18 protein-coding genes are annotated in these 23,026 nt (G+C 71.2%); 8 read left to right on the forward strand and 10 right to left on the reverse strand.

Annotation, left to right across the window (positions count from 1 at the left end; all coding sequences use genetic code 11):
- Positions 1-1,382 (reverse strand): IPT/TIG domain-containing protein (locus tag Ato02nite_RS47840; protein WP_213013401.1); only part of this gene is annotated, 1,382 nt, incomplete at its 3' end.
- A gap of 437 nt (positions 1,383-1,819) precedes the next feature.
- On the opposite strand from Ato02nite_RS47840, the gene Ato02nite_RS47845 reads away from it, so the two are divergent.
- Complete coding sequence (locus tag Ato02nite_RS47845) at positions 1,820-2,476, forward strand: hypothetical protein (RefSeq protein WP_213013402.1); 657 nt, start codon at positions 1,820-1,822, stop codon at positions 2,474-2,476.
- A gap of 81 nt (positions 2,477-2,557) precedes the next feature.
- Here Ato02nite_RS47845 and Ato02nite_RS47850 read toward each other — a convergent pair whose 3' ends face one another.
- The gene (locus tag Ato02nite_RS47850) at positions 2,558-4,816 is read right to left on the reverse strand and encodes an IPT/TIG domain-containing protein (protein WP_213013403.1); all 2,259 of its coding nucleotides are present in this window, start codon (positions 4,814-4,816) and stop codon (positions 2,558-2,560) included.
- A 338-nt stretch (positions 4,817-5,154) separates the two neighbouring features.
- Between Ato02nite_RS47850 and Ato02nite_RS47855 the strand changes: the two genes are divergently transcribed.
- The 6 genes from Ato02nite_RS47855 (at position 5,155) to Ato02nite_RS47880 (ending at position 11,193) form a co-directional block, all read left to right on the forward strand.
- The gene (locus tag Ato02nite_RS47855) at positions 5,155-5,445 is read left to right on the forward strand and encodes a DUF1540 domain-containing protein (RefSeq protein WP_213013404.1); all 291 of its coding nucleotides are present in this window, start codon (positions 5,155-5,157) and stop codon (positions 5,443-5,445) included.
- Positions 5,446-5,682: 237 nt separating this feature from the next.
- Positions 5,683-6,066, forward strand: a complete 384-nt coding sequence (locus Ato02nite_RS47860; protein WP_213013405.1) for a PPOX class F420-dependent oxidoreductase — start codon at positions 5,683-5,685, stop codon at positions 6,064-6,066.
- On the forward strand, positions 6,024-6,629 hold the full coding sequence (locus Ato02nite_RS47865; protein ID WP_213013406.1) for a TetR/AcrR family transcriptional regulator: 606 nt from the start codon (positions 6,024-6,026) through the stop codon (positions 6,627-6,629). Before Ato02nite_RS47860 ends, Ato02nite_RS47865 begins: the two co-directional genes overlap by 43 nt.
- 132 nt (positions 6,630-6,761) lie before the next feature.
- A complete protein-coding gene (locus Ato02nite_RS47870) occupies positions 6,762-9,185 on the forward strand; it encodes an IPT/TIG domain-containing protein (RefSeq protein WP_213013407.1) in 2,424 nt (807 codons plus the stop codon).
- Between the two features lie 181 nt (positions 9,186-9,366).
- Entirely contained in the window at positions 9,367-9,768 is a 402-nt protein-coding gene (locus Ato02nite_RS47875) for a hypothetical protein (RefSeq protein WP_213013408.1), read from the forward strand.
- A gap of 3 nt (positions 9,769-9,771) precedes the next feature.
- Positions 9,772-11,193, forward strand: coding sequence for a multicopper oxidase family protein (locus tag Ato02nite_RS47880; protein WP_213013409.1), 1,422 nt, complete (start codon positions 9,772-9,774; stop codon positions 11,191-11,193).
- Between the two features lie 4 nt (positions 11,194-11,197).
- On the opposite strand, the gene Ato02nite_RS47885 is transcribed toward Ato02nite_RS47880, so the two are convergent.
- Genes Ato02nite_RS47885 through Ato02nite_RS47920 form a run of 7 tightly spaced genes read right to left on the reverse strand, consistent with a single transcriptional unit; the run spans position 11,198 to position 21,284 of the window.
- Positions 11,198-12,343, reverse strand: a complete 1,146-nt coding sequence (locus Ato02nite_RS47885; RefSeq protein ID WP_213013410.1) for a DUF5925 domain-containing protein — start codon at positions 12,341-12,343, stop codon at positions 11,198-11,200.
- 60 nt (positions 12,344-12,403) lie between these two features.
- The gene (locus Ato02nite_RS47890) at positions 12,404-12,841 is read right to left on the reverse strand and encodes a nitroreductase family deazaflavin-dependent oxidoreductase (RefSeq protein ID WP_213013411.1); all 438 of its coding nucleotides are present in this window, start codon (positions 12,839-12,841) and stop codon (positions 12,404-12,406) included.
- Between the two features lie 24 nt (positions 12,842-12,865).
- A complete protein-coding gene (locus Ato02nite_RS47895; protein ID WP_213013412.1) occupies positions 12,866-13,627 on the reverse strand; it encodes a class I SAM-dependent methyltransferase in 762 nt (253 codons plus the stop codon).
- Positions 13,628-13,641: 14 nt separating this feature from the next.
- Positions 13,642-14,808, reverse strand: a complete 1,167-nt coding sequence (locus Ato02nite_RS47900) for a VWA domain-containing protein (RefSeq protein WP_213013413.1) — start codon at positions 14,806-14,808, stop codon at positions 13,642-13,644.
- Positions 14,805-17,333, reverse strand: a complete 2,529-nt coding sequence (locus tag Ato02nite_RS47905; RefSeq protein WP_246608192.1) for a DUF5682 family protein — start codon at positions 17,331-17,333, stop codon at positions 14,805-14,807. The genes Ato02nite_RS47900 and Ato02nite_RS47905 overlap by 4 nt, the downstream gene beginning before the upstream one ends.
- Positions 17,326-18,387: an ATP-binding protein gene (locus tag Ato02nite_RS47915; protein ID WP_213013414.1), complete on the reverse strand. Its 1,062-nt coding sequence runs from the start codon at positions 18,385-18,387 to the stop codon at positions 17,326-17,328. Before Ato02nite_RS47915 ends, Ato02nite_RS47905 begins: the two co-directional genes overlap by 8 nt.
- On the reverse strand, positions 18,384-21,284 hold the full coding sequence (locus tag Ato02nite_RS47920) for a DUF5691 domain-containing protein (protein WP_213013415.1): 2,901 nt from the start codon (positions 21,282-21,284) through the stop codon (positions 18,384-18,386). The genes Ato02nite_RS47915 and Ato02nite_RS47920 overlap by 4 nt, the downstream gene beginning before the upstream one ends.
- A gap of 61 nt (positions 21,285-21,345) precedes the next feature.
- Between Ato02nite_RS47920 and Ato02nite_RS47925 the strand changes: the two genes are divergently transcribed.
- Positions 21,346-21,990, forward strand: a complete 645-nt coding sequence (locus Ato02nite_RS47925; RefSeq protein WP_213013416.1) for an NAD-dependent epimerase/dehydratase family protein — start codon at positions 21,346-21,348, stop codon at positions 21,988-21,990.
- Here Ato02nite_RS47925 and Ato02nite_RS47930 read toward each other — a convergent pair.
- Positions 21,987-22,994, reverse strand: a complete 1,008-nt coding sequence (locus Ato02nite_RS47930) for a glutathione S-transferase family protein (RefSeq protein ID WP_213013417.1) — start codon at positions 22,992-22,994, stop codon at positions 21,987-21,989. The genes Ato02nite_RS47925 and Ato02nite_RS47930 overlap by 4 nt on opposite strands.
- Positions 22,995-23,026: the final 32 nt, after the last annotated feature.

Consider the following 23,026-nt stretch of genomic DNA (forward strand, 5'->3'; position numbering starts at 1 on the left):
ATGGCCCGGCCGACGTCCGCCTGGGTGAACTGGGCGTTGGCGGTGGACGTGATGATGTTCGAGCCGTTCGTGAGGGTCACGTCCGTGGCGAACGTCCGGGTCGGGTTGACCGACAGCACCGTCCCGCTGCTGACGGCGGCAGTTGGGGACTTGGCCAGGATGGCGCGGTTGGCGTCGATGACCGAGGCGATGTAGTTGCCCGTGCCCAGGCCGGCCGCGCCGGTGACGGCCATGCCGACGTCGCCCTGGGTGAAGGACCCGGACGTGATGGTGAGGGTCGTGCCGCTGGTCGAGCCGGTCACGCTGTGCAGCGAGGCCTGCGTGACGCCGTTGCCGGCCAGGTAGAGGCTGCAGACCAGTTCCGCGTCGGAGACCACGAGGACGTTCTGGCACTCGGTGACCTGACCGTTGGTCTTCAGGCTGGCCGCCGTCTTGGTCGGGTCGTAGATGCCCTTGACCAGGTAGACGTGCGCACCGCTGTCGTCCGGCAGCTGGCCGGTGGTGGTGCCGAAGGTCAGCCCCATGAACCTGGTGCCCGTCACCGAGATGTCGGTCGGGGTGGTCTTCGTGTTCGGCGCCGTGTTGGGCGTGACCCCGATGCTGTCGGCGTAGGTGTACGCGTTCTTCTTGACGGCACTGCCACCCGCGGCCAGCTGGACCGAGACCGCGTACGGCCCACTCGGGGCGCGTAGCGGCACCGTGCCCGTGAGGGACGTCGTGGTGGACGTGACATTGGTGAGCGGGTAGCCGCCGATGGCTGCGGTCATACCGCTGGCGGCGAAGTTCGTGCCGGTGATGGTGATCGTGTTACCGCCCTGGGACGGCCCGGCGGCGGGGGAGACACCGGTGATCGTCGGCACCGCTCCGATGCTGTAGTTGGTAGTGCCGGCGGCGGTCTTCGCGATCAGGCTGTTGGCGGTGCCGGTGTTGGTCGTGTTGTAGACGCACACGCTGTACGGCTCCGTGGCGTTGTTGTTACCCGCACCGAGGATCAGGGTGCTGGGTACCGCCACGGCCAGCTTGGTCGGCGAGATGATCCGGACGTCGCTCGCTGCGATAATGCCCGAGGCCGTCGCGTTGGCCGTGACCACGACGGCGGCTGGAGTCCCGTAGGCCGTGGTGCAGGCCTGGGTGCCGTCCGAGTCCCACTGGAACTCGACGAAGACACTGCCGGCGACGAACTGGTTGTTGACGCCGTCCGAGGTGAGCGTCAGGGTGTTGCCACCACCGGTCGGACCGACCGTCGCGCTCTGCGTGAGGTTGTCGGGCGTGGCGGCGTAGCTGGGCGTTGCGATGCCCAGACTGGTGAGGGTGGCCGCGCCGATTGCGGCTCCGAGCCGTAGGGCTGTTTTGCGGCGCGGGCGTACCTTCTGGTTTTCCATAGATGGGCCTCCTGCGGTCCGTGGACCGCTTTGGGTGTGATTTGTGGCCCGGAGCGGATCGGATGTCGTCGGGCCGTCTCGCCGGAAGCGTAACTAAACATGAAGGCCCGAATCCGCGGAACGATAAAGCCCGTGACCTCGGTCGGAGGCGTCCATTCCGCCATTTCCGCGAGAATTCGTGGACGGGGTGCTTCGATGAAATGTCAGTCCTTATCGAGAGCGTCGATGCGCCTTTTGCCGGGCCCGGGAAGCGGCGCGGGGCCGAAGCCCCGCACCACCGAGCGAGCCGTTGTGGCCGTCGGCCAGGGCTTCGTCGTTCCCGGCGAACTCTCAGGTGCCAGTCGCAAGTTTTGCCATGTTTTGTCCGGTGCGTTGCGACCATGAGGTTTCGGCGGTCCGCCCCTGGCGGACCCACAACCGAGACCAAGGGAAGTGACATGAGCATCGAAGACGACGGCGTCCAGCGGCCGAGAGTCAGCCGCCGGCGCAAGCAACTCGCGGGCGTGATCGGACTGGCCGCCGTGCTGGGCGGCGGCGCCTACGCGATCACTTCGGCGACACTCGGCGACAACTCGGCCAAGACCCAGAGCGTCGGCATGATCGACGCGGTGCCGACCGAGTCCTCCGCACCGGCGAAGCAGGCCCTTCCGAAGGCCTCGGCCAGCAGCTTCGCCGACGATCAGAAGCGGATCAAGGCGGCCCGGGAGGCCGCGGCCAAAGCCCGCAACCCGGTGCGGCATGCACGGACGGCGGCGTCCGTGGCCGCGCCGGAGCGGGGCAACGTCACCGTGACGAACACCGGGTCGCTCAAGGAGGGTGGCTCGATGCGGGTCGTGTCCGCGCCGTACGACCTGACCGGTCAGCGGGAGATGCTGTGGATCGCCGAGCCGGGCCGCCGCGTGGGTGACGCACGGTGCACCTCGACGATCCAACTTTCCAACGAGGGCGAGCCGGCGGAGCGGCCGACGCTGCTGCTGTGCTACCGCACCTCGGCGAAGAAGAGCGTGATCACCGTCGCGGTGGTGCCGACCGGCCGGCCGGACGCGGCGAAGAGCGTCGCGGCGCTCGATCAGCAGTGGGCAAAGATGAACTGAGCGCCTCGGGCGGATACGGGACAGCGGCCCGGAGCGAAAGCTCCGGGCCGCTGCTTTGGTGCTAAGTGCGGATCTTCTCGATCAGAACGAGGAGACCGTGAAGGTCGAGCCGCTCGAGATCATGCTCTGGATGTAGGTGGCATCCGAGCCGTTGGCACCGACTGCCGTGTTGCTGACGTAGGTCAGGTTGTAGGCACCCTCGGGCACCGGCAGGGTCAGCGACAGGACGTCCGCGGCCGCACCGGTGACCAGAGCACTGGCGTTGCTCGTGAGCTCGACGTGGGTCGAGTCGGTGTAGGTCGCGATGGTGTCCGCCGTCATGCCGGCGACCGCCAGGGTCTTACCCACGTCGGTCGCGGCGAAGGTGCCGGCGGTGGCCGTGACGACCTTGCTGCCGGTGCCGGTGCTGGTGACGGTCAGCGACCGAATCGACGGCGCCGAGAAGGTGGCCGTGATGGTCCCCGTACCAGTGGCGTTGTTCGACAGCAGGACGTTGTCCACGTCGATGTAACGGGCGACCGTCGTTCCCGCCGGAATATTGGTACCGGTCACGACCGTGCCGACCAGGGCGTTGGTGAACCCGTGGGCGGAGTCGGTGAGCACCCGGCTGCCCGCGGTGCTGCCGCTCGTGGCGATGGCCACCGGTGCCACCGACGCGGCGTAGTCGCTGCCGTCCGAGAGCAGACGCTTGGTCAGGTCGAGCGTGCAGATGGCCTCGGTGTCGGTGAGGACCAGGACGTTGCCGCACTCGGCGACCGGCGGGTTCGCCCGGTTGGCCGAGACCGCCGACGGGTCGTAGCTGCCGCGGGCCAGCACGAAGTGCGAGCCGGTCAGCAGGCCGGTCTGCCAGTTGGCGCTCTGGAAGCCGACGCCGTTCACGACGACGTCCACCGCCTTGGTGTTCGGGGCCGTGTTCGGGCTCACCCTGAGGGCCGCGGTGTACGAGTACGCGTTGGACAGGGTGAACGAGCCCGCGTCGGTGGTGAGAACCAGCGCGACGTTGTTGGCCGGGGCGTGCTGCGGCGTCTTCGCGGAGAACGCCGTGGCGTTGATCGGCGTGATGTCGGTCAGGGCCACGCCACCGAGGGTGGCGGTGATCTTGCCGGTCTCGATCGGAAGAGCGGTACCGGTCACGACGATCTTGCTGCCGCCCAGAGCCGGACCGGCCTTCGGGCTGACCCCAGTGGCCGACGGCACGGTGGTGAGGGTGTACATGCCGCTGGCGATCAGCGCCGAGCCGACGGTCTGGCCGTTGTAGACGCAGAGGTTCCACGTCTGGGAGGCGTCCGGCGCGTTGGTGAACAGCGGCGGCACGGTGACCGCCAGGCGGGAGTCCGTCAGCTTACGGGTCTTGTTCGCGGCGACCGCGACACCGCCGACGACGCTGCCACCGTTACCACCGGCGGCGATGCCGGCCGGGGTGGTGTAAGTGGCCTGGCACGCGATGGACTGGAAGTACACGCCCGGAGTGTCGACACCGGCCAGGAACTGGTTCGGCGACGTGATGTTCAGGCCGTTGTTACCGCCGTAGGGGCCGGTGTTCTGGCTCAGCTGGAGCTGGCCGGCGTTGAATGCCGCCTGCGAGATCAGCGTGCTGGACCCGGCCGCGCCGTTGTACAGACACACCTGGTACGGCGACATCAGGCCGGTCGTGGACGTGACGCCCGCGGGTGTCGTCACCGTGGCCGAACCGTCCGCGTTCTTGGTTACGGTCGCCGTCGTGTTGGCGGTCGGCGTTCCGTAGGCGGCCGGGCACTCGGTGCCGGAGGCGAAGATGGCGCCGACGGTGGTGACGCCGGTGAAGATCGGGTAGCTCGCCTGCGGCGTGATGGTGACCACGTCGCCGCCGCCGGTGATACCGGCGGCCGGGCTCAGCGTCGGCACGTAGCCGACCGACAGCGTCCAGTTGTTGGCGTTGGCGCCGCTCGTAACGGTGTTCTGAAGCGAGCTGGTGCCGACCGTGTTGCCCGCGTAGACGCAGACGAACCATTTCTTCAGCTGCCCGTTCGCACCGGCCGCCGCGGTGGGCACGACGAAAGCCACGACAGAGGTGGTCTGGGTGCCCGAGATCGTCGGGGCGAGAACGGACGCGCTCGTCGTCTGATACTTGGCGTTACACGCCGTGGATTGCAGCTCGACCACGCTCGTGGCTGCCGTGAACGGCGTGGCGGTGGTATCCGTCACGGTGACGACATCGGTGGGCGCCGCGATGGTCTTGCTGATGCTGACCGCAGCGAACGCTGCGTTCGGTGCGACCAGGAGGGCGGCCGCGACCGCTCCGGTCGACAGCCCGGCGGCTACGGCAAGCCGTGATCGGGCGAATGACTTGGACTTGCGCATGCGAGGTCCTCCTACGGGTCCGATGGACCGCGTCTATGGATGGGTGAGCCCGGACACTCGATGAGCAGTCGCGGGCTGTCTCGCCGGAAGCGTAACGATTCGTGGTTGCCTAGTAGCAAAGAGTCACGAATTTCTCTTGATGTCGGACAGGTCGGACATCGGCGCGGAGGCAGGCTGCATCCTGCCGCGCCGCCCCCCGGTTGCCGCCCCGGAGCGGAAATAAACTATTGCTTAGGCGTGCCTTACCTAAACAAATTTAACCGTGGTGTAGTTCGAATTCGATCGTGGAATGGATTACTGTCGTCGTGTAGCGGGATGCGAAAACAGGAGGCCTCGACATGACTCAGATGCTGGAAATGCCGCGGGTGCAGACGTGCTCGGTGACCCAGTGCGGTTACAACCACGATGGGTGTACCGCCTTCGCGATCACCATCGGCAGCCGTAACTCGGAGTGCGACACGTTCGTCGACAGCGCCGACAAGGGCGGCATGGGCAAGGCGTTGGCGCAGGTGGGAGCGTGCAAGCGGGCCGAGTGCGTGCACAACACCGACCTCGAGTGCCACGCGCCGGCCATCGTCGTCGGTGAGTCGGGCGACGCTGCCGACTGCCTGACCTACGAAGCCAAGTAAGCCTTTCCTAATTCGCGCCCGCCGCCTCCAGTCGGAGGCGGCGGGCGCGTTTTTATTTCATTTACGTAGGTTAGCCTTCCTTTTGCCGAGCGCCTGCCGGAGCGCCTGTCGGCGTACGCCGGAAAAGCGCTGCGGAGCGCGATTTTTTCGCCGGTTTTCGCAGCAGGGGTAAGGGGATTGCCCGCCGGACCCGACGCTCGTAGCTTGTAAGTAGGCACTTACTTACAAGGAGGGGTCATGCGGGTGGAGGAGCTGTCGAAGGAGAAGGCCGTGCTGCTGGAGACGCGTAAGCGGGACGGCAGCTGGGTCGGCACACCGGTGAGCATCGTGGTCGAGGACGGCCGGGCGTTCTTCAAGTCCTACGACGCGTCGGGCAAGGCCAAGCGACTGCGAAACTTCCCGGAGGTCCGGGTGGCGCCGTGCACGATGCGCGGGCGGGTCACCGGCGAGCAGGTGCCCGGGCGGGCTACCTTGCTCGGCGAGGAGAGTTCCGACGCCAAGCGGGCCGCATCGCTGCTGGCGCGTAAACATCCCCTGCTGCAGGGCCGGATCGTGCCGGCCATGCATCGTCGCAAGGGGTGGCGGACGCTGTTCTACGAGTTGACGCTGGAGCCGAGCTGAGCACGAAAGACGCGATCGTCGCCGCCGCGATGGAGATGTTCGGGCGGCAGGGCTACCACGCCACCACCATCGCCCAGATCGAGGCGGCGGCGGGGCTGTCGGCCGGGGCCGGTGGGCTCTATCGGCACTTCAAGAGCAAGCGGGCGCTCCTCGAGGAAGGCCTCGACCGGCAGGCCGACGCGGGGGAACCGCTGCTGAGCTACCTCGCCGGCCCGCTCCCGGCCGAGCCGCGGGAGCGCCTGCTCGCGGTGCTGCGGGCCGGTCTCGCCCGATTGGCGGAGGAGCGCGACGTCAACCGCCTGCTGGTGCGAGATCTCGCGTCGTTCCCCGACCTGCTTGATCGCGTACGGGTCCGGGAACTGCGCCGGGTGCACCTGGCGGTGAGCGACTACCTGCGATCGGAGTTGCCGGCCGACCCGGATCCGGAGGCCCTCGCCGCGGTGGTGATGGCCGCCGTCAGCCACTACTGGATCATGTCGGACGTGTTCGGCGGGCGGCACCCGCACGAGATCGATGCCGAGCGTTTCCTCGGCGCTGTTGCGCGCCTGGTCGTCCCCGGCTGAGGTCACCGGTCTGTCTTTTCCGGGCGTTCGACCAATGCGATTACTCTTCGGAAACGCTCGGATACGCAGCGTTACGCTCGGCCGGTGTCCGGCGGGCCTCATCCGCGGACCTCCGCTGTAGGAGAACCTCGCATGCCTTCAATCCGAACCCTGCGGGCCGGGCTGATCGCCGGTGTGACCGGCGCCGGCCTTCTCGTCTCGCCGCAGGTCGCGAGCGCCGCGCCCGTGCTCGGCCCGATCGTCGTGCCGGTCGGCGGCACCGCCACCATCACCGACCCCGCCGCCAACTACCCGAGCACGGTTGCCGTGCAACTGGGTGTCGCCGTCTGCCCGGCCAAGATCGCCCTGGCCACCGCGGCCGGGCCGTGGATCCCCATGGTCACCGCCAAGACCAGCACCTCGGTCAGCTTCACGGTGCCCACCGGGCCGGTCGCCGGCGCCAACGGGGCGGTCAAGGCGTACAACGCCTGCGTCTACGACACCGCGGCCGGCAACAGCGTCCTGCAGGGCAGCACCACCCTGTACGTGGGCTCGCCCGTCACGGCCGGCCCGGCGAGCGGACCGTCCGGTGGCGGCAACCAGATCGTCGTCACCGCCAAGCCCGAGGCGCCGGTGTTCTCGGGCGTGACCTCGGTGGCGGCGGCGTTCACCACCGGTGCCTGCGCAGCGACGTTCGGCACGCCCAGCGCGGCCAACCTGGTCCCGGCAAATGTCAGCAAGCAGTCGGGTACGGCGGTCGGCCTCACCGTGCCGGCCGGGGTCGTCGCGACCGCGGGCGGGGCGCCGACTCCGTACACCATCTGCCTCTACGACGGGGCCGGAGCGACCGGGGCGCTGCTCACCGCGGCGCCGTACGGCGCGAATGTGGCATCCGTCAATCCGGCCGCCGGGTCGTACCTGACCAGCAACGCCGTCTCGGTGACGGCTTCGATGCCCTTCCTGACCGGGGTCCCGTCGCCCGGGGCGCTGCTCGTCGCGGGTGCCTCCTGCCCGGCGACCTACGGCACCACCGGCAGCGGTCCGGCGCCGGTCGCGATCACCGGGTCCGCACTACGCCGGATCAGCGCCACCAAACTGTTGCTCAACATCCCGCCGCTGACGCTGACCAACAACCAGCCGACGCCGTATCAGGTATGCGTCTACGCCAATGCCGGGACCGGTGCCCTGATCGCGTCGAGCAGCTACACGGCGGCCCTGACCGCGACCCCGACGGCGGTGACGCCATCGGCCGGGCCCATGTCCGGGGGCAACATCATCACGGTTGTCGGTACCGATTTCCCGACCGAGCCGGGACGGATCACCGCCACGCTCGGCGGCGTGCCCCTGACCAACATCCAGCCGATCAACGACCGGGCGTTCACCGCGCTGGCACCGGCGCATCCCGTGGAGGACGACGTCACCCTGATCGTCACCACGCCGATGGGCACGCGCACCCTGATCGGCGCGTACTCGTACCTCAACATGATCCGGGTTTCGCCGAACACCGCCCCGAGCACGGCCGGGAACGTGGACGTCATGATCGCGGGCAGCCGATTCCTGTCGCTGCCGTTCGGCACCGGCGGTACGTCGGCCCGGATCTACCTGGTCAGCGGGGTCTACAACGGCGTGGATGCCGCGGACGGCAGCGGGGCGCGGGCCAACGGCCCGGTCGCGGAGTGCACCGACGTGCTGCCCCTCAACGACGAGGAGCTGGTCTGCACCCTGCAGCTGGGCCGGCGGCTCAACGCGGCGGGCACGGGGTACTTCGACCCGTCGACGTACACCAGCAACCTGGACAACGACGTCGTCGCCACGGCCGGAAGCCGGCTGGTGACGTCCAATGCGGGCCGGTTCAGCCGTAACGACGTGGGCCTGCCGGTCTGGTCGCCGATGAACATGATCCCGTCCGGCGTCACCGTCACGGCCGTGCTCAGCCCGACGCGAGCGCTGCTGTCCAAGCCGGCCACGATGAGCGGCGGCGGTCTCACCCTCAACATCGGCGGCCAGCCGCTACGTCAGTTCGGCAACGTCCTGGTGACCACCGCCGGCAGCACCACCGTGGGCCTCAGCTCCGGCTCGTTCACCAAGGCCGATGTCGGACGCGTCTTCGGCAACACGATCGGGATCCCGAACGGCACCTCGATCCTGTCGATCGGAGCGGGTGGCAGCACCGCCATCATCTCGGCGCCGGCCACGGCCGGCACCACCTTCACGATCAGCGGCGTCACCGCGACGGACGGGTCCGGCATGATCACCAGCGCCGCGTTCGTCGGCAACGAGATGCCGGCCACCATCGGTGCCAACACCCTGGGCATCCCGGCCGGCACGACGCTCAACTCGGTCAACCCGTCGGCCGGCACCGCGACGATGTCGGCGAACGCGGTCGGCGGCGGGCAGGGCAGTCTCACGCTCACCCGGCTGGTCAGCGGCATGCTCTACGCCGGAGCGCCGGTGCCGGACGGCTCCTATCACCTCACCATCGTGAGCAACGGAGCGAACGACGCTGTACTCACCGACCAGGACTACTTCCAGACCGACGTGACCAGCAACTCCACCTTCACGGTCGCGCCCTTCTGAGAAACCGCGGAACGAAGGCCCGGCGCGCTGGCGCCGAGCCTTCTTTCTGTACGCCGACCGATACTGAGCGTTCCCTGAGGGTCGTTTCGTGTCCTGTCGTACCCGAGGGGCAGGATGTACCCACTGATACGTAGGACGGCTGAGGGGGAGCCTCGTGCGCGCTGTTTATCGGATTCTCGCCATGTCGATCGCGATCGGTGTGGTGGTGCAGGCCTGCGCCATCGCCTACGCGCTCTTCGACATCCTGCACAAGACCGACGACGGGCAGGTCTTCACGAAAGACAGCGACAACGCCGGCATCGCCGTGCACGCGGTGGTCGGCGAGATGGTCGTGCCGGTGCTCGTGCTGCTCCTGCTGATCGTGTCGTTCTTCGCCGGCATCCCCGGCGGGGTGAAATGGGCGGCGATCACGTTCGGCGTGCTGGTGCTGCAGATCGTCCTGGCCTACGCGAGCTTCCCGGTGCCGATCCTCGGCGTGCTGCACGCGATCAACGCGTTCGCGCTGGCCGCGGTCGCCTCGCTCGCCATGCGGCAGGCACGCCTCGCCGGGTCGACCCAGGCGAGCACGCCCGTCCCGGCCTGACCGGTGCGCCGGTCGATCAAGATCGCCATCGCCGCGGGGGCGACGGTGGCGATCCTCGGACCGCTGGGCTACTTCTTCCAGCAGAGCCTGATCCCGGGCACCTACGACATGGCCACGATGGGCTACGCCGACTTCGGCGGCGGGCCGGCGGTGGGGCACGCGCACGGCACCGGCGGGCTCAGCGTCGACACGCTGACCGGGCCGTCGTCCGGGAAACCCGACGTCACCGTGGTGTTGACCGCCCGCCGGGGGAGCAACGGGCGCTACACGCTCAACGGCACCTCGCCCGGCCCCGAGATCCGCGCGGTGAAGGGCCAGCTCGTCCAGGTCACCCTGGTCAACGACAACGTGAGCGACGGCGTGACCCTGCACTGGCACGGCGTCGACGTGCCCAACGGGGAGGACGGTGTCGCCGGGGTCACCCAGGACGCGGTGCGGCCGGGCGCGAGCTTCGTCTACCGGTTCACGGTCCAGGACGCCGGCACCTACTGGTACCACTCGCACCAGGTCGGCCACGAACAGGTGCGGCAGGGGCTGTTCGGCGCCCTCGTGGTGACCGAGCCGGTGTTCGCCGAGGGGATCGACCAGGTCGTCCAGGTGCACACGTTCGACGGCCGCCGCACCGTCAACGGCCGCGCCGGCGAATCGGCCCTGGACGCGCACGCCGGCCAGACCGTCCGCGCCCGGGTGATCAACACTGATGCCGGGCCGTTGCGGGTCTGGGTGTCGGGCGCGCCGTACCGGATCGTCGCGATCGACGGCCGCATCGTGCACGAGCCGAGCGACATTACCGGCAAATCAATAATCGTCACGGCGGGCGGCCGGGTCGATCTGACGTTCGAGATGCCCGCCTCCGGCGCCGCCCGGGTCGACGTGGGGGCCGGCGCCGCGCTGGTCGCCGGCGGGGCGGCCGCCGCACCCGAGCCGACCGAGGTCGTCGACTTCCTGACCTACGGCACCCGGGCCGAGCTGGGCTTCGACCCGGCCAAGGCCACCCGGAACTTCGACTACCGGATCGGGCGGCGGGCCGGCTTCCTGGACGGCAAGCCCGGCCTGTGGTGGTCGATCAACGGCCACCTCTTCCCCGACGTGCCGATGTTCATGGTCGCGACCGGCGACATCGTCCGGATGACGATCGGCAACACCAGCGGCGAGGTCCACCCGATGCACCTGCACGGCCACCACGCGGTCGTGCTGAGCCGCAACGGCGTGGCCGCGACCGGCAGTCCCTGGTGGTTCGACTCCCTGGACGTCGGCGACGACGAGACCTACGAGATCGCCTTCGTCGCCGACAACCCGGGCATCTGGGTCGACCACTGCCACAACCTGCAGCACGCCGTCGACGGCCTGCTCGCCCACCTGGCCTACACCGACGTCACCACGCCCTTCCGGGTCGGCGGCGAGGCCGGCAACAGCCCGGAATGAGCCGCTACAGATACATGCCCGTGGTCGGCGCGGTCCTCGGGACCGTCACCGGCTGGGCGCCGGTTCGCAACGCGTACAGCTCGGCCAGGGTGGCACCGTCCGGGCCGACGCCGCGCGACGAGCCCAGCCACGCGGTCGCCTCGGCGTAGGGGAGCCGGCCCACCTCGATGCTGGCCAGGCAGCGCCCCGGCCGGACCACCGCGGGGTGCAGGGTGGCCAGGTCCTCGTTCGTGGTGATCGCGATGAGCGCGTTGCGGCCCTGCCCGAGCAGCCCGTCGGTGAGGTTGAGCAGCCGGGACAGCGACTGCCCCGCACTCGCCTTGGCCTCACCGCTGATCAGCTCGTCGCAGTCCTCCAGCATGAGCAGCCGCCAGCGCGGCTCGTCCTCGTCGCCGCTGCCCAGCGCCACGCTCATCAAATAGGCCGGGTCGCTGAACAGGCGCTCGGGGTCGAGCACACAGTCGACCTGGCACCAGGCCCGCCACTGCTGGGCGAGAGCCCGCAGCGCCGTGGTCTTGCCGGTGCCCGGCTCGCCGTGCAGGAGCAGGAGCCGCCCGTTGACCACCGAGCCGTCCAGCGCCATCAGCCGCTCGAGCGTCTGCCCGACCGGCCCGGCGTAGTTGGCCCGGATCTTCTCCCACGGCGCCGCGTCGATCTCGCGCTGCACGCGGCGCGGTCCGTGCGGACCGAAATGCCAGAACCCGATGGGTACGCTGTCGCCGGCCGGCTCCGGTTCCTCGACCGCGTTGGCCGTCGCCGTGTCCAACACCGACTCGGCCATCTCGGCCGACACCGCGGTGACCGTGACCCGGGCCCGCCGGCTCTGCTTCCAGCGGGTGACGTGCAGCGTCCAGCCCTCGCCGACCGAGAGGCGCGCCTGCCCGTCGTCCTCCACCGCGTCGCGCACCACCCGCGCGTCGTCGGTGGTCAGCGGGGCCTCGGCGCGCACGTTCTCCAGGTAGCAGCTGCGGCCGAACGGCTCCCGGCCGGTGACGAAAGCGTCCAGGGCGAGCAGGTCGACGACATCCACCAGGCGGTCACCGTCATCGACGGACCCGGACAGCGGCAGGGCACCGAGAGCCGGCGGCGAGGCCACCGGCTCCACGGGGCGCCCGGCATGCCGGTCGACAGGCTGATGGGGAGTACGCATGGTGCAATGATCGACGTTCGATGCCCCTGAGGCATCCGGTTTTCCCGATGTTCCTCCCAGCTAAGGCAGCCGGGTCAGGACGAATACGGGGATCAGGCGGCTGGTCTTCTTCTGGTACTCGGCGTAGTTGGGGAACGCGGCGACCGACCGCTCCCACCACACCGCCCGCTCCTCACCCTCGAGCTCGCGGGCCAGGTAGTCGTGCTTCTCCGCGCCGTCCTGCAGCTCGACGTGCGGTTCCTTGCGCAGGTTGTAGACCCAGACCGGGTTCTTCGGCGCGCCGCCCAGCGAACCGACCACGGCGTACTCGCCGTCGTGCTCGACCCGCATCAGCGCCGTCTTGCGCAGGTTGCCGGTCTTGGCGCCGACGCTCGTCAGCACCACGACCCGCAGGCCGTGCATCTCGTAGCCTTCGGCGCCGTTCGTCGCCTCGATCTTCTCGGCCTGCTCGCGAGCCCAGCCGGACGTGCTCGGCGCATATTCTCCGCTCAATGGCATCCGCCCAGTCTAGGGAGACCCGGATCAACGCAGCCCGGCCACCGCCGCGTCGGTGCCGCCGCGCCACAGGACGCCCGCCTCGGCGAAACCGGCCGCGCGCAGAGCATCGAGGTGCCAGGCGGCCGGTGGGGTCCACTCCTGGTGGTGGCTCGCGCTCGGGTAGATGCGCTCGCGCTCGACCAGCCGGGGTGCGAGCACCTCGTCCCCGGCCACCCGCTGCCACCAGTCGGGCCACGAGGTGACGGCGCCCGCCGCGTACCGGGCCTCGCGCAGCCTCCGCGCGTGCCCGCGCAACTTCTCGGAGAGCGCCGGCAGCGACTCGTCGGGCATGTGGTCGGCGTTCACGAAGATGCCGCCGGGCCGCAGCACCTTGCGGATCTCCCCGTAGAGCGCGGCCACCCGCTCGGCCGGCAGCCAGTGCAGAGCGGTCGCGGTGAGCACCGCGTCGAAGCCCTCGGCCGGCAGCTTGGCCCGCCAGGACTCATCGCCCAGGTCGGCGTCGACGATCGTGCCGCGGTCGCGCAGCGACGCCTCGGCGATCGTCAGCAGCACCGGGTCCTGGTCGAGGACGGTGACCCGGGCGAGGGGAAAACGGGCCAGCGTGCGCAGCGCGATCGTGCCGGTGCCGCCGGCCAGGTCGAGCAGCCGGGGCGCCTCGCCGTCGGTGATCGCGGCGACGGCCGTGAGCATGGCCGCGAACCGCTCCTCGCGGTCCGCGATGAAGCCCTCCTGCTGCCGGTCCCAGCTTTCCTGCCACACACCGGCGGTCTCCCAGTAAGCAGTCATATGCCCTACGGTAGTTACCGGGCGGCCTCCGTCTCAAGGCGCTCGGCGAACGCCTTCAGGTCCCGCCGCTCGATCGCCGCGGCCATCAGATCCGGGAAGGCGTCGGGCGTGCACGCGAAGGCCGGCACCCCGAGCGCCGCGAGCGCGGCCGCGTTCTCGTGGTCGTACGCCGGTGCCCCCTCGTCGGACAGCGCCAGCAGCACCACGACCTGCACCCCGGCGGACGTCATCTCGGCCACCCGGCGCAGCATCTGCTCCCGCACGCCGCCCTCGTAGAGGTCGCTGATCAGCACGAAGATGCTGTCCCGGGGCCGGGTGATCAGCTGCTGGCTGTAGGCGATGGCCCGGTTGATGTCGGTCCCGCCGCCCAGCTGCGTGCCGAACAGCACCTCGACCGGGTCGCTGAGCTGCTCGGTCAGGTCGACCACCGCCGTGTCGAAGACGACCAGCGAGGTGCGCAGCGACCGCATCGAGGCCAGCACCGCCGCGAACACCCCGGAGAACACCACCGAGGCGGCCATCGACCCGGACTGGTCCACGCACAGCACCACGTCGCGCTGCACGGCCGTGGTCCGCCGCCCGTACCCCACCAGCCGCTCCGGGATGATCGTGCGGTGCTCGGCCTGGTAGTGCTTCAGGTTGGCGCGGATCGTCCGGTCCCAGTCGATGTCGGCGTGCCGGGGCCGGTTGATCCGGGCGGCCCGGTTCAGCGCCCCGCTCACCGCGGCCAGGGTCTTCTGCGTGATCCGTTTCTCCAGCTCCTCGACGACCTGCCGAACCACCTGACGGGCCGCGTCCTTGGTCTTGGCCGGCATCACCCCGTTGAGCGAGAGCAGCGTGCCGACCAGGTGCACGTCCGGTTCGACGGCGGCGAGCATCTCCGGTTCGAGCAGCAGCCGGGTCAGGTCGAGACGTTCGATCGCGTCGGACTGCATGACCTGCACGACGGTCGACGGGAAATACTCGCGGATGTCGCCCAGCCAGCGGGCCACCTTGGGCGCCGAGCCGCCCAGCCCCGCCGAACGCCGGTTGCCGCTCTGCGGATCACCGGCGCCACCCGCGTCGTAGAGCGCCGCGAGCGCGGAATCCATCGCCCCGTCCTTCCCCTCGGCCGCCCCCAGCGACTCCTCGGCGGCCCCACCCAGCACCAGCCGCCAACGCCGACTGCGTTCCTCGCTCATCGCGCCTCCCCGGCGGTGATCTCCCGGCCCAGCAGCGCGCTGAGCGTGGGCAGCACGAGATCGGCGCGTCCGGCGTCGAAGCCGAGAGCGCCGACCTCCGGATCGGTCCGGATTTTCCCGGACACACGCTCGCCGATCGCCCGCCGCTCCCCGGCCTCGAAAGCGCCGAACGTCCGCCGCAGCAGCGGCAGCACGCTGTCGAACGCGTCCGCCGGGATGTCCGCCAGCCACTCGTCGAGCAGCGCCAGCAGGGCGTCGTCGTGCACCAGCAGCAGCCCGCCACCGGACAGGAAACCCTCCACCCAGGCGGCCCCGTGCGCGGGGGGAGTGCCCACGGTCAGCGGCAGCCGCAGCCGCCGGCGCACCTCGGCCGCGTCGAGTCGCCCGGCGTCCATCAACAGCCGGGTGAGCCGGCCGGCGAGCAGCCCGTGCAGGTCACCCCGCCCGGCCAGCGACGCGAGCGTGCCGAGCCACCGGTCCCGCAGATCGTCGTCGGCGAGCAGGCCGACCGCCGAATGCACCCCGTCGATCCGGTCCCGCAGCACCTTCGCGGCCTCGTCGGAGACCGAGCCGACCGCGGACGGCAGCCCGGCGCACACCCGGGTCAGCAGACTAGCGGTCACCGTGGCCAGCCCGGCCACGTCGGTCTGCCGCACGTCGCCGTAGCGCAGGGTGCGAGCCAGCGCCGGGATCGCCGCCATCAGGTGGTTGACGTCGGCGTCCAGCGCCGCCCGGACGTCGAGCGCCGCCAGCACCGGCGGGTAGGCGCCGGTGAGGTCGGCGAGCAGGCACGTCTCCACCAGCGCGGTCACGTCGGCGAGGGTCTCCGCGTCGGCGGCGGCCCGGGTGACCTTGGCGGTGGCGGCGGAGAGCACGGTCGTGCCGAACATGCTCCCCTCGACCAGCCGCACCGCGAACTCGGGCTGCCAGCGCAGCCGCCACTCCTCGCGGAACGTGCCGGTGCTGCCGCGCCGGGCCTGCGGCGGCTCACCCCACGGCACGCCGAGAATGCGCAGCCGGTGCAGCAGGCGGCTGCGCTGCAACCCGATCTCCTTACGGAGATCGAGTTCAAGATCCCGATCGAGGGCCTCGGGCTTCAGCCGCAGGGCCCGCTGCTGATTGGCAAGATCTTTCGCAAGCGGTACGGCGGGCATGTCCTCCGGGACACCACCCAGCCGCTCACCGATCACGAGCCGGTTGCTGATCAGGCTGACCCGCAGCGGCTCGCCGTCACACATGACCGCCTCGGCCGCCTCGGTCACCTCGGCCAGTCCGGCGAGCGGCCGCCCGCGCAGCGTGGCGAGCGCCTCGGCGAGCCGGGTCGCCTCGATGATGTGCGCCGACGAGGTCGGCACCCCTTCGGCGCGCAACACTCCCGCCGCGTCGACCAGCCAGCGCGTCACCACCTCGTCGGCGGTGGTGAACAGGTGGTGGTACCACCCCGGCGACCGGACCCCGGCGCCGTAACCGCTCCAGGAGGCGAGCCGCCCGTAGGTCCACGGCACCCAGGTGAACGACACCTTGCCCTTACGACGCCCCTTGAGCAGGGCGGCGTCGTCCTTGGCCGCGACCTTCCGGGTCAGCGCCGGCACGTGCCAGGCCCCGCAGACGACCGCGATCTCGTCATACTTCTTCCGGACCTCCCGCAGAACGGTCCGCATGTAGGCCTCGCGCACCAGATCGTCCGGGTCCTCCGGCGAGTCGTCCCGGATCGCACCCATGGCCTCGGCGATCGCCTCGAACGCGGGCATCCCGCGGTGCTCGACCACGTCCTCCCACCAGCGCTCCGGATCGTCATATCCGGCCGCCGCGGCCAGCTCCCCGATGGGATCGACCGGCCGCTCCGGCACCCGCTCGACCGCCGTGCCGCCGTCCTCCGCCGCGCCACCGTCCTCCGCCGTGCCGGCTTCCCCGGCCTCACCCGCCGCCGGCACACTCGCCGCGGGCTCCACTTGCGACTCCGCGGAGTCCGGCTGAGACCGCGTGTCCGGCTGAAGTCCCGCGCCGGGCTGAGAGCGCGCCTCCGGCTGCGGCTGCGCGTCCGGCTGAAGTCCCGCGCCGGGCTGGGAGCCTGCGTCCGCCTGCGGCTCGGTCTGCGCGCCCGGCTGCGGCTGAAGTTCCGCGCCCGGGTGGGAGCGCGGATCGGGCTGGGAGCGCGGATCGGGTCGTGACCCAGCTGCGTCGTTCGGTGCGCGGCGGCCGGTGGTGCCGCTCAGGCGGTACGCGAACGGCAGGTCGAAGAAGCGGACCGGCACGCCGTTGGTCACCGCCCACCGGATTGCCTGCCACTCCGGGGAGAAGACCGCGAACGGCCAGAACGCGGCCCGCCGCGGGTCGTCGGTCGCGTAGCCCAGCAGCGCCACCGGCGGCTCGAGGCCGGCGTCGGCCACCCAGCGCACCAGGTCGTCCGCCTCCGGTGGCCCTTCGACCAGGAGTATCTGCGGCGGCTGCCGCTCGAGCTCCTGCACCACGGCCCGGGCCGACCCGGGACCGTGGTGGCGGATGCCGTAGAGCCGCTCAGGCATCGCGGGCGGCCCGGTAGAAGTCGAGCCAGTCGGGGCGCTCGCGCACCACGGTCTCCAGGTACTCGCGCCAGACCACCCCGTCCGACACCGGGTCCTTGACCACGGCGCCGAGGATGCCCGCGGCCACGTCGGCCGGGTGCAGGGTGCCGTCGCCGAAGTGTGCGGCCAACGCCATCCCGTTGGTGATCACCGAGATCGCCTCGGCGGTGGAGAGCGTGCCGGTCGGCGACTTCAGCTTCGTCCGCCCGTCCTCGGTGAGCCCGGTGCGCAGCTCGCGGAAGACGGTGACCACCCGCCGGATCTCCTCGAGCGCGGTCGGCACCGTCGGCAGGTCGAGCGACGCGCCGAGCTGGGCCACCCGCCGCGCGACGATCTCGACCTCCTCGTCGGCCGACGCCGGCATCGGCAGCACCACCGTGTTGAAGCGGCGGCGCAGCGCGCTGGACAGCTCGTTGACCCCGCGGTCGCGGTCGTTGGCGGTGGCGATCAGGTTGAAGCCGCGCTGCGCCTGCACCTCGGTGTTGAGCTCGGGGACCGGCAGCGTCTTCTCGGAGAGGATGGTGATCAGCGCGTCCTGCACGTCGGACGGCACCCGGGTGAGCTCCTCCAGCCGGGCGATCGTGCCGCCCCGCATGGCCCGCATGATCGGGCTGGGCACCAGGGCGTCGTCGGTCGGGCCCTCGGCGATCAGGCGGGCGTAGTTCCAGCCGTACCGGATGGCCTCCTCGGCCGTGCCGGCGGTGCCCTGGACCAGGAGTTTCGAGTCGCCGGAGATGGCCGCCGCGAGGTGCTCGGACACCCAGGTCTTGGCGGTTCCGGGCACGCCGAGCAGCAGCAGCGCCCGGTCGGTGGCCAGGGTCGCCACCGCGACCTCGACGAGCCGGCGGGGCCCCACGTACTTCGGGGTGATCTTGGCGCCGTCGCCGAGCAGGTAGGTCACCACGGCCTGCGGGGAGAGCCGCCAGCCGGGCGGCCGGGTGCGGTCGTCGGTGGCGGCGAGCAGGGCCAGCTCGTCGGAATACTGATCTTCGGCGTGCGGGCGCAGGGCGGTCACTGGAACTCCTGAAACATCTCGTGGCGGAAGGTGAGCGTGCGGGCGAGGTCGGCGACCGGCCGCACCCTCGACTGGTCGGCCGGTTCCTGGTCGAGCTGGACGGCGAGGCGGCCGACCAGCTCGGCGTAGGCCGGGGGCATGGACACGGCGGCCGAGCGGCACAGCTCGCCGAGCTGCCAGGTGTGCCGGTCGGTGCGGGCGCGGTGGGCGATGGTCTCGAGCACCGTGACGGACAGTTCCTCGGGCCAGCTCCCGGGGTGGATGGCGAGCAGCCGGTGGGCCATGCCGTCCTCCCGGCGCAGCGCGTCGGCGGCGAGCCGGCCCAGCTCGTCGTGCGGCAGCACGAGATGAAGGTCCCAGCGCACCGACTCGCGCAGCGCGCCGGACGCCTCGTCGAGCAGCGCGATCGCCCAGGCCGGGTCGTTCTGCGCGATGGCGGCCTTGGCCCAGCCGTGCAGCAGCGCCGCCTCCCAGTCGGTGCCGCGGGCCAGGCTCAGCATGGTCGCCGGAGCGGCCCAGGTCGTCAGCGGCGCCCCGGCCAGGATCTCCTCGAGCAGCCAGGCGCTGACGCCGAGCCCGCGCGCGGGCGTCGCGGCCACGCCGTCCCGCCGCATCCCGGTGTCGAGGTCGTCGGGCGGGGTGACCACGAGTCGCCGGTTCTCGTAGCGCAGGGCGGCTCGCGCCCGCTGCGTCATCCGCGCCGCGAGCGACGAGCCGGGCAGGGTGCGCAGCAGGTCGAGGGCCGCCTCGCGGACCTCCTTGCGGCGATCGTCGAGCGCCTGCTCGAGAAACGCGTCGTCGTCGACTGACAGCCCGGTGCCGAGCGCGGTCACGAACCGGGCGCGGTCATCCGACGACTCCGCGGCCCAGGTCTGCTCCAGCAGCGAGCGCGCCCCGGCCGGGTCGGCCCGCCGGAACTCCGTGAGGTAACCGAGCCGCTCACCGACCGTGCCGGTCTCCCAAGCCGAGGCCGGGCCAGCAGTCCCCGGCCCCGACGCGCCCGCCGGTCCCGACGGCGCCGACCCGCCTGCCGGTCTCGACGGCGGCGCCGACCCGCCTGCCGGTCCCGACGGCGGCGCCGACGAAGGCGCCGGTGGGAAAGCCGCGGCCGATGCGGGTGCCGCGACGGATTCGTCGCGCAGCCAGCGCCAGTCGGCGCGCATCCCGGCCAGCCAGGTGCCGCGACGACCGGCGACCTGAGCGAGAGCCGAGCGGATGATGGAGTTGCGCCGGCCGGCCTCGAGCAGCGCCGGCAGCACCACCGGCGGCACGTGGCCGCCCTTGGCGGCGGCCGCTTCGAGCCACTGTGCCAGCAGTTCCTGGGCGAGCTGGGCGCCACCCGGCACGCCCTCACCGAGGATGCGGATGAGCCGCAGCCCGGTGGCGGGCGGCAGTGGCGGCGTGATCTCGACCGGAGCGGGCGGCACCGGCACGTGACCGGACGAGGCGGGCGCGAGGCCGGCCCGGCGCCGGGTCAGCGCGACCGCCGCGGTCTCCAGCAGCGTGGACGAGCCCGGCCACGGCCGCCGGTTGGTGCCGACCAGGGCGGCGGCCAGCAGGTCGGGCGGCAGCTCGGGGGTGCGCGGGGCGGCCGGGTCGAGCACCGGCGCACCGGCCGGCACGAAGAGGCCGTCGGTCCAGGCGGCGAGCGGCCGCAGCCCGGACGGCGACCACTCGGCCGCGACGGTGGCGGGGGCGGCGCCGGCCGCGGCGAGCAGCCACCACGGCTCGCGGTGCCCGGCGGCGAGGGGGAGCGCGGCGCCGGACGCGTCGACCAGCCAGCCGTCGTCGGCGGGGGTGACCTGGGAGAGCAGGACGGGAGCGTCGTAGCGCCACGGCTCCCCGGCCACGGTCTCGGCCCAGCCGGCCAGCGCGGCGGAGAGCGGCAGGGCTCCGGACGGGGAGGCGAACGGCTCGGCGGCGCTGTCGCGCGAGGCGACCAGCGCGCGCAGCGGCACCGAGCCGGGATAGAACGTGAGGTCGCCGCGGAACTCGGTGCCCGCCACCAGGTCGGACACCAGCGGCTGGCCGCCCGCGGCGAACGCGAGCACGAGCGCGAACCGGCCGCTCGACGAGCCGCGCAGCCACGTGCGCCGGGTGGTGAGGTTGCCGTCGTCGGTGTCGACCTGGCCGATCACCTGCCACCGGTCGGTGACCCGCGGACCGGCCAGCACCTCTTCGGTGCCGACCGGGAAACCGATCCGGCTGCGGACCGTGGCGGCCAACTCCGGGGGCAGGTCGGCGAGGCGGTCGTGACCGGCGACCAGCAGCTGCAGCAGGGCGAGCTCGCCGAGGAGGCGGTCAGCCCAGTGCGGGCCGATACCGGCGATCGTGCCGAGCCGGCGGACGGCGCCCGCGGCGGCCGGTGCCTGGGCGTCGACCAGCCGCGCGGCCATCGCGTCGAACGGCGCCGGACCACCGCGCTGCGCCCCGGCCAGGCCCTGCCGCACCTGGTCGTCGAGCCAGCGACTCAGCTCGATCATGCCGCCGGCGACCCGCTCGGCCCGCTGCTCCACCCGTTTCGCGGCGGCGGCCGGATCGGGTGTGGTGGCCGCGCGGGGCTCGGCCGCGGCGGCCGCCTTGGCCGCGCGAGTGGCCTGCCACTCCCGGGCGAACTCGGGGGCGTCGGCGGCGGAGACCTCGGACTCGGCCCAGAGCAGCAGCAGGGCCAGCGCGTGCTTGCACGGGATCTTGCGGCTCGGGCAGGAGCATTTGAAGGCCGGGCCGGCGAGGTCGACGCACACCTGATAACTGCGGCACTGTCCCCACAGGACGTCGTCGAGCCGCCCGGACGCCGACCAGGAACCGGGGGAGGAGAGCCCGCGCGCGGCCTTCACCGAGGCGGCGTCGGGCGCTAGCGTCTCGACCTGGGCGGCGGACCATCTTTCAACGGGCACGGGCAAAACCCTAGACGCGCCGTACGACATTTCCGCGGGTCCAGCGAATAGGGTGAAAGCCATGCGGGTGATGATCTTCGGGGCGACCGGGATGGTCGGGCAGGGCGTGCTCCGGGAGAGCCTGCTGGCCCCCGATGTCGAGCAGGTGCTGGCCGTGATCCGCAGTCCGACCGGTGTGCACCACCCGAAGCTGCGCGAGGTGAAGGTCGAGGATTTCGCCGATCTCACCCCGATCCGCGACGAGCTGACCGGCTACGACGCCTGCTTCTACTGCCTGGGCGCCTCCTCGGTCGGCATGACCGAGGCCGACTACACCCGGGTCTCCTACGACTACCCGATGGCCGCGGCCCGCCTCCTCGCCGAGATCGACCCGCAGACCTGTTTCGTCTACGTCAGCGGTGCCGGCACCAACCCGCAGGGCCGGCAGATGTGGGCCCGGGTGAAGGGCCGCACCGAGCTCGAGGTCATCGAGCTGCTGCCGCGTGGTTACGCGGTCCGTCCCGGCATGATCCAGCCGACCCACGGCGTGCGGTCGAAGACCCGGTGGTACAACGCGATCTACACGGCGGTCGCCCCGGCGATCCCGCTGCTGGAGCGGATCGCGCCGAAGTACGTGACGACGACCGACCGCCTCGCCCGGTCGATGCTCCAGCTGGCCCGGGTCGGTTTCCCCCGGCACATCCTGGAGAACGCCGACCTGCGTTAGCCGACCGGGCCGTGCTCGGCCGGCACGACCTCGGCGGGGACCGGCGGCGGAGGCGGTGTCCCGTCCCCGAACGGCCGGCCGCCGAGCTTCTCCCGCCCGTGCTCGTCGAGCCAGTTGGACAGCGAAGGCCCGGCCGGCACGATCCGGGTCGGGTTGATGTCCTTGTGCACCACGTAGTAGTGCTGCTTGATGTGCACGAAGTCGATCGTGTCGCCGAAACCCGGAGTCTGGAACAGGTCCCGCGCGTACGCCCAAAGCACCGGCATCTCGCTCAGCTTGCTCCGATTGCACTTGAAATGGCCGTGGTAGACGGCGTCGAAGCGCACCAGCGTGGTGAACAGCCGCACGTCCGCCTCGGTGATCGTGTCCCCGACCAGGTAGCGCTGCGTGGTCAGCCGCTCGGAGAGCTTGTCGAGCCGGTCGAAGAGGCGGTGGTAAGCCGTCTCGTAGGCCTCCTGCGTCCCGGCGAATCCGGCCCGGTAGACCCCGTTGTTCACGTCCGCGAAGACGAACCGGTTGACCTTGTCGATCTCCTCGCGGAGTGCGGCCGGATACAACGACGGCGCCCCCGACCGATGAAAGGCCGTCCACTCCAGCGACAGATCGATGGTGATCTGGGCGAAGTCGTTGGTGACCACCTGCCCGGTCGGCACGTCGACGATGGCCGGCACGGTGATGCCCTTGTCGTACGAAGGGTATCGGGCGAGGAACGCCTCCTGCAGCCGCTCGATGCCGAGCACCGGGTCGCGCCCGTCCGGGTCCAGGTCGAACGTCCAGCTCCGCTCGTCGTGGGTGGGCCCGGCGATGCCCATCGACAGCGCGTCCTCGAGGCCGAGCAGCCGGCGCACGATGATCGCCCGGTTGGCCCATGGGCAGGCCCGGCTCACCACCAGCCGATAGCGGCCCGGCTCCACCGGATAACCGTCCCGCCCGTCCGCGGTGATCCGGGTGGGGATGTATCGCTGATCCCGGGTGAACTCGCCGGCCGGATTCACGTAAGCCATGTCTCTTATCCTGCCTCGCGCGGCGGCATCTG

It is taken from the genome of Paractinoplanes toevensis (assembly GCF_018332695.1).
In the GTDB taxonomy this organism is placed as follows: domain Bacteria; phylum Actinomycetota; class Actinomycetes; order Mycobacteriales; family Micromonosporaceae; genus Actinoplanes; species Actinoplanes toevensis.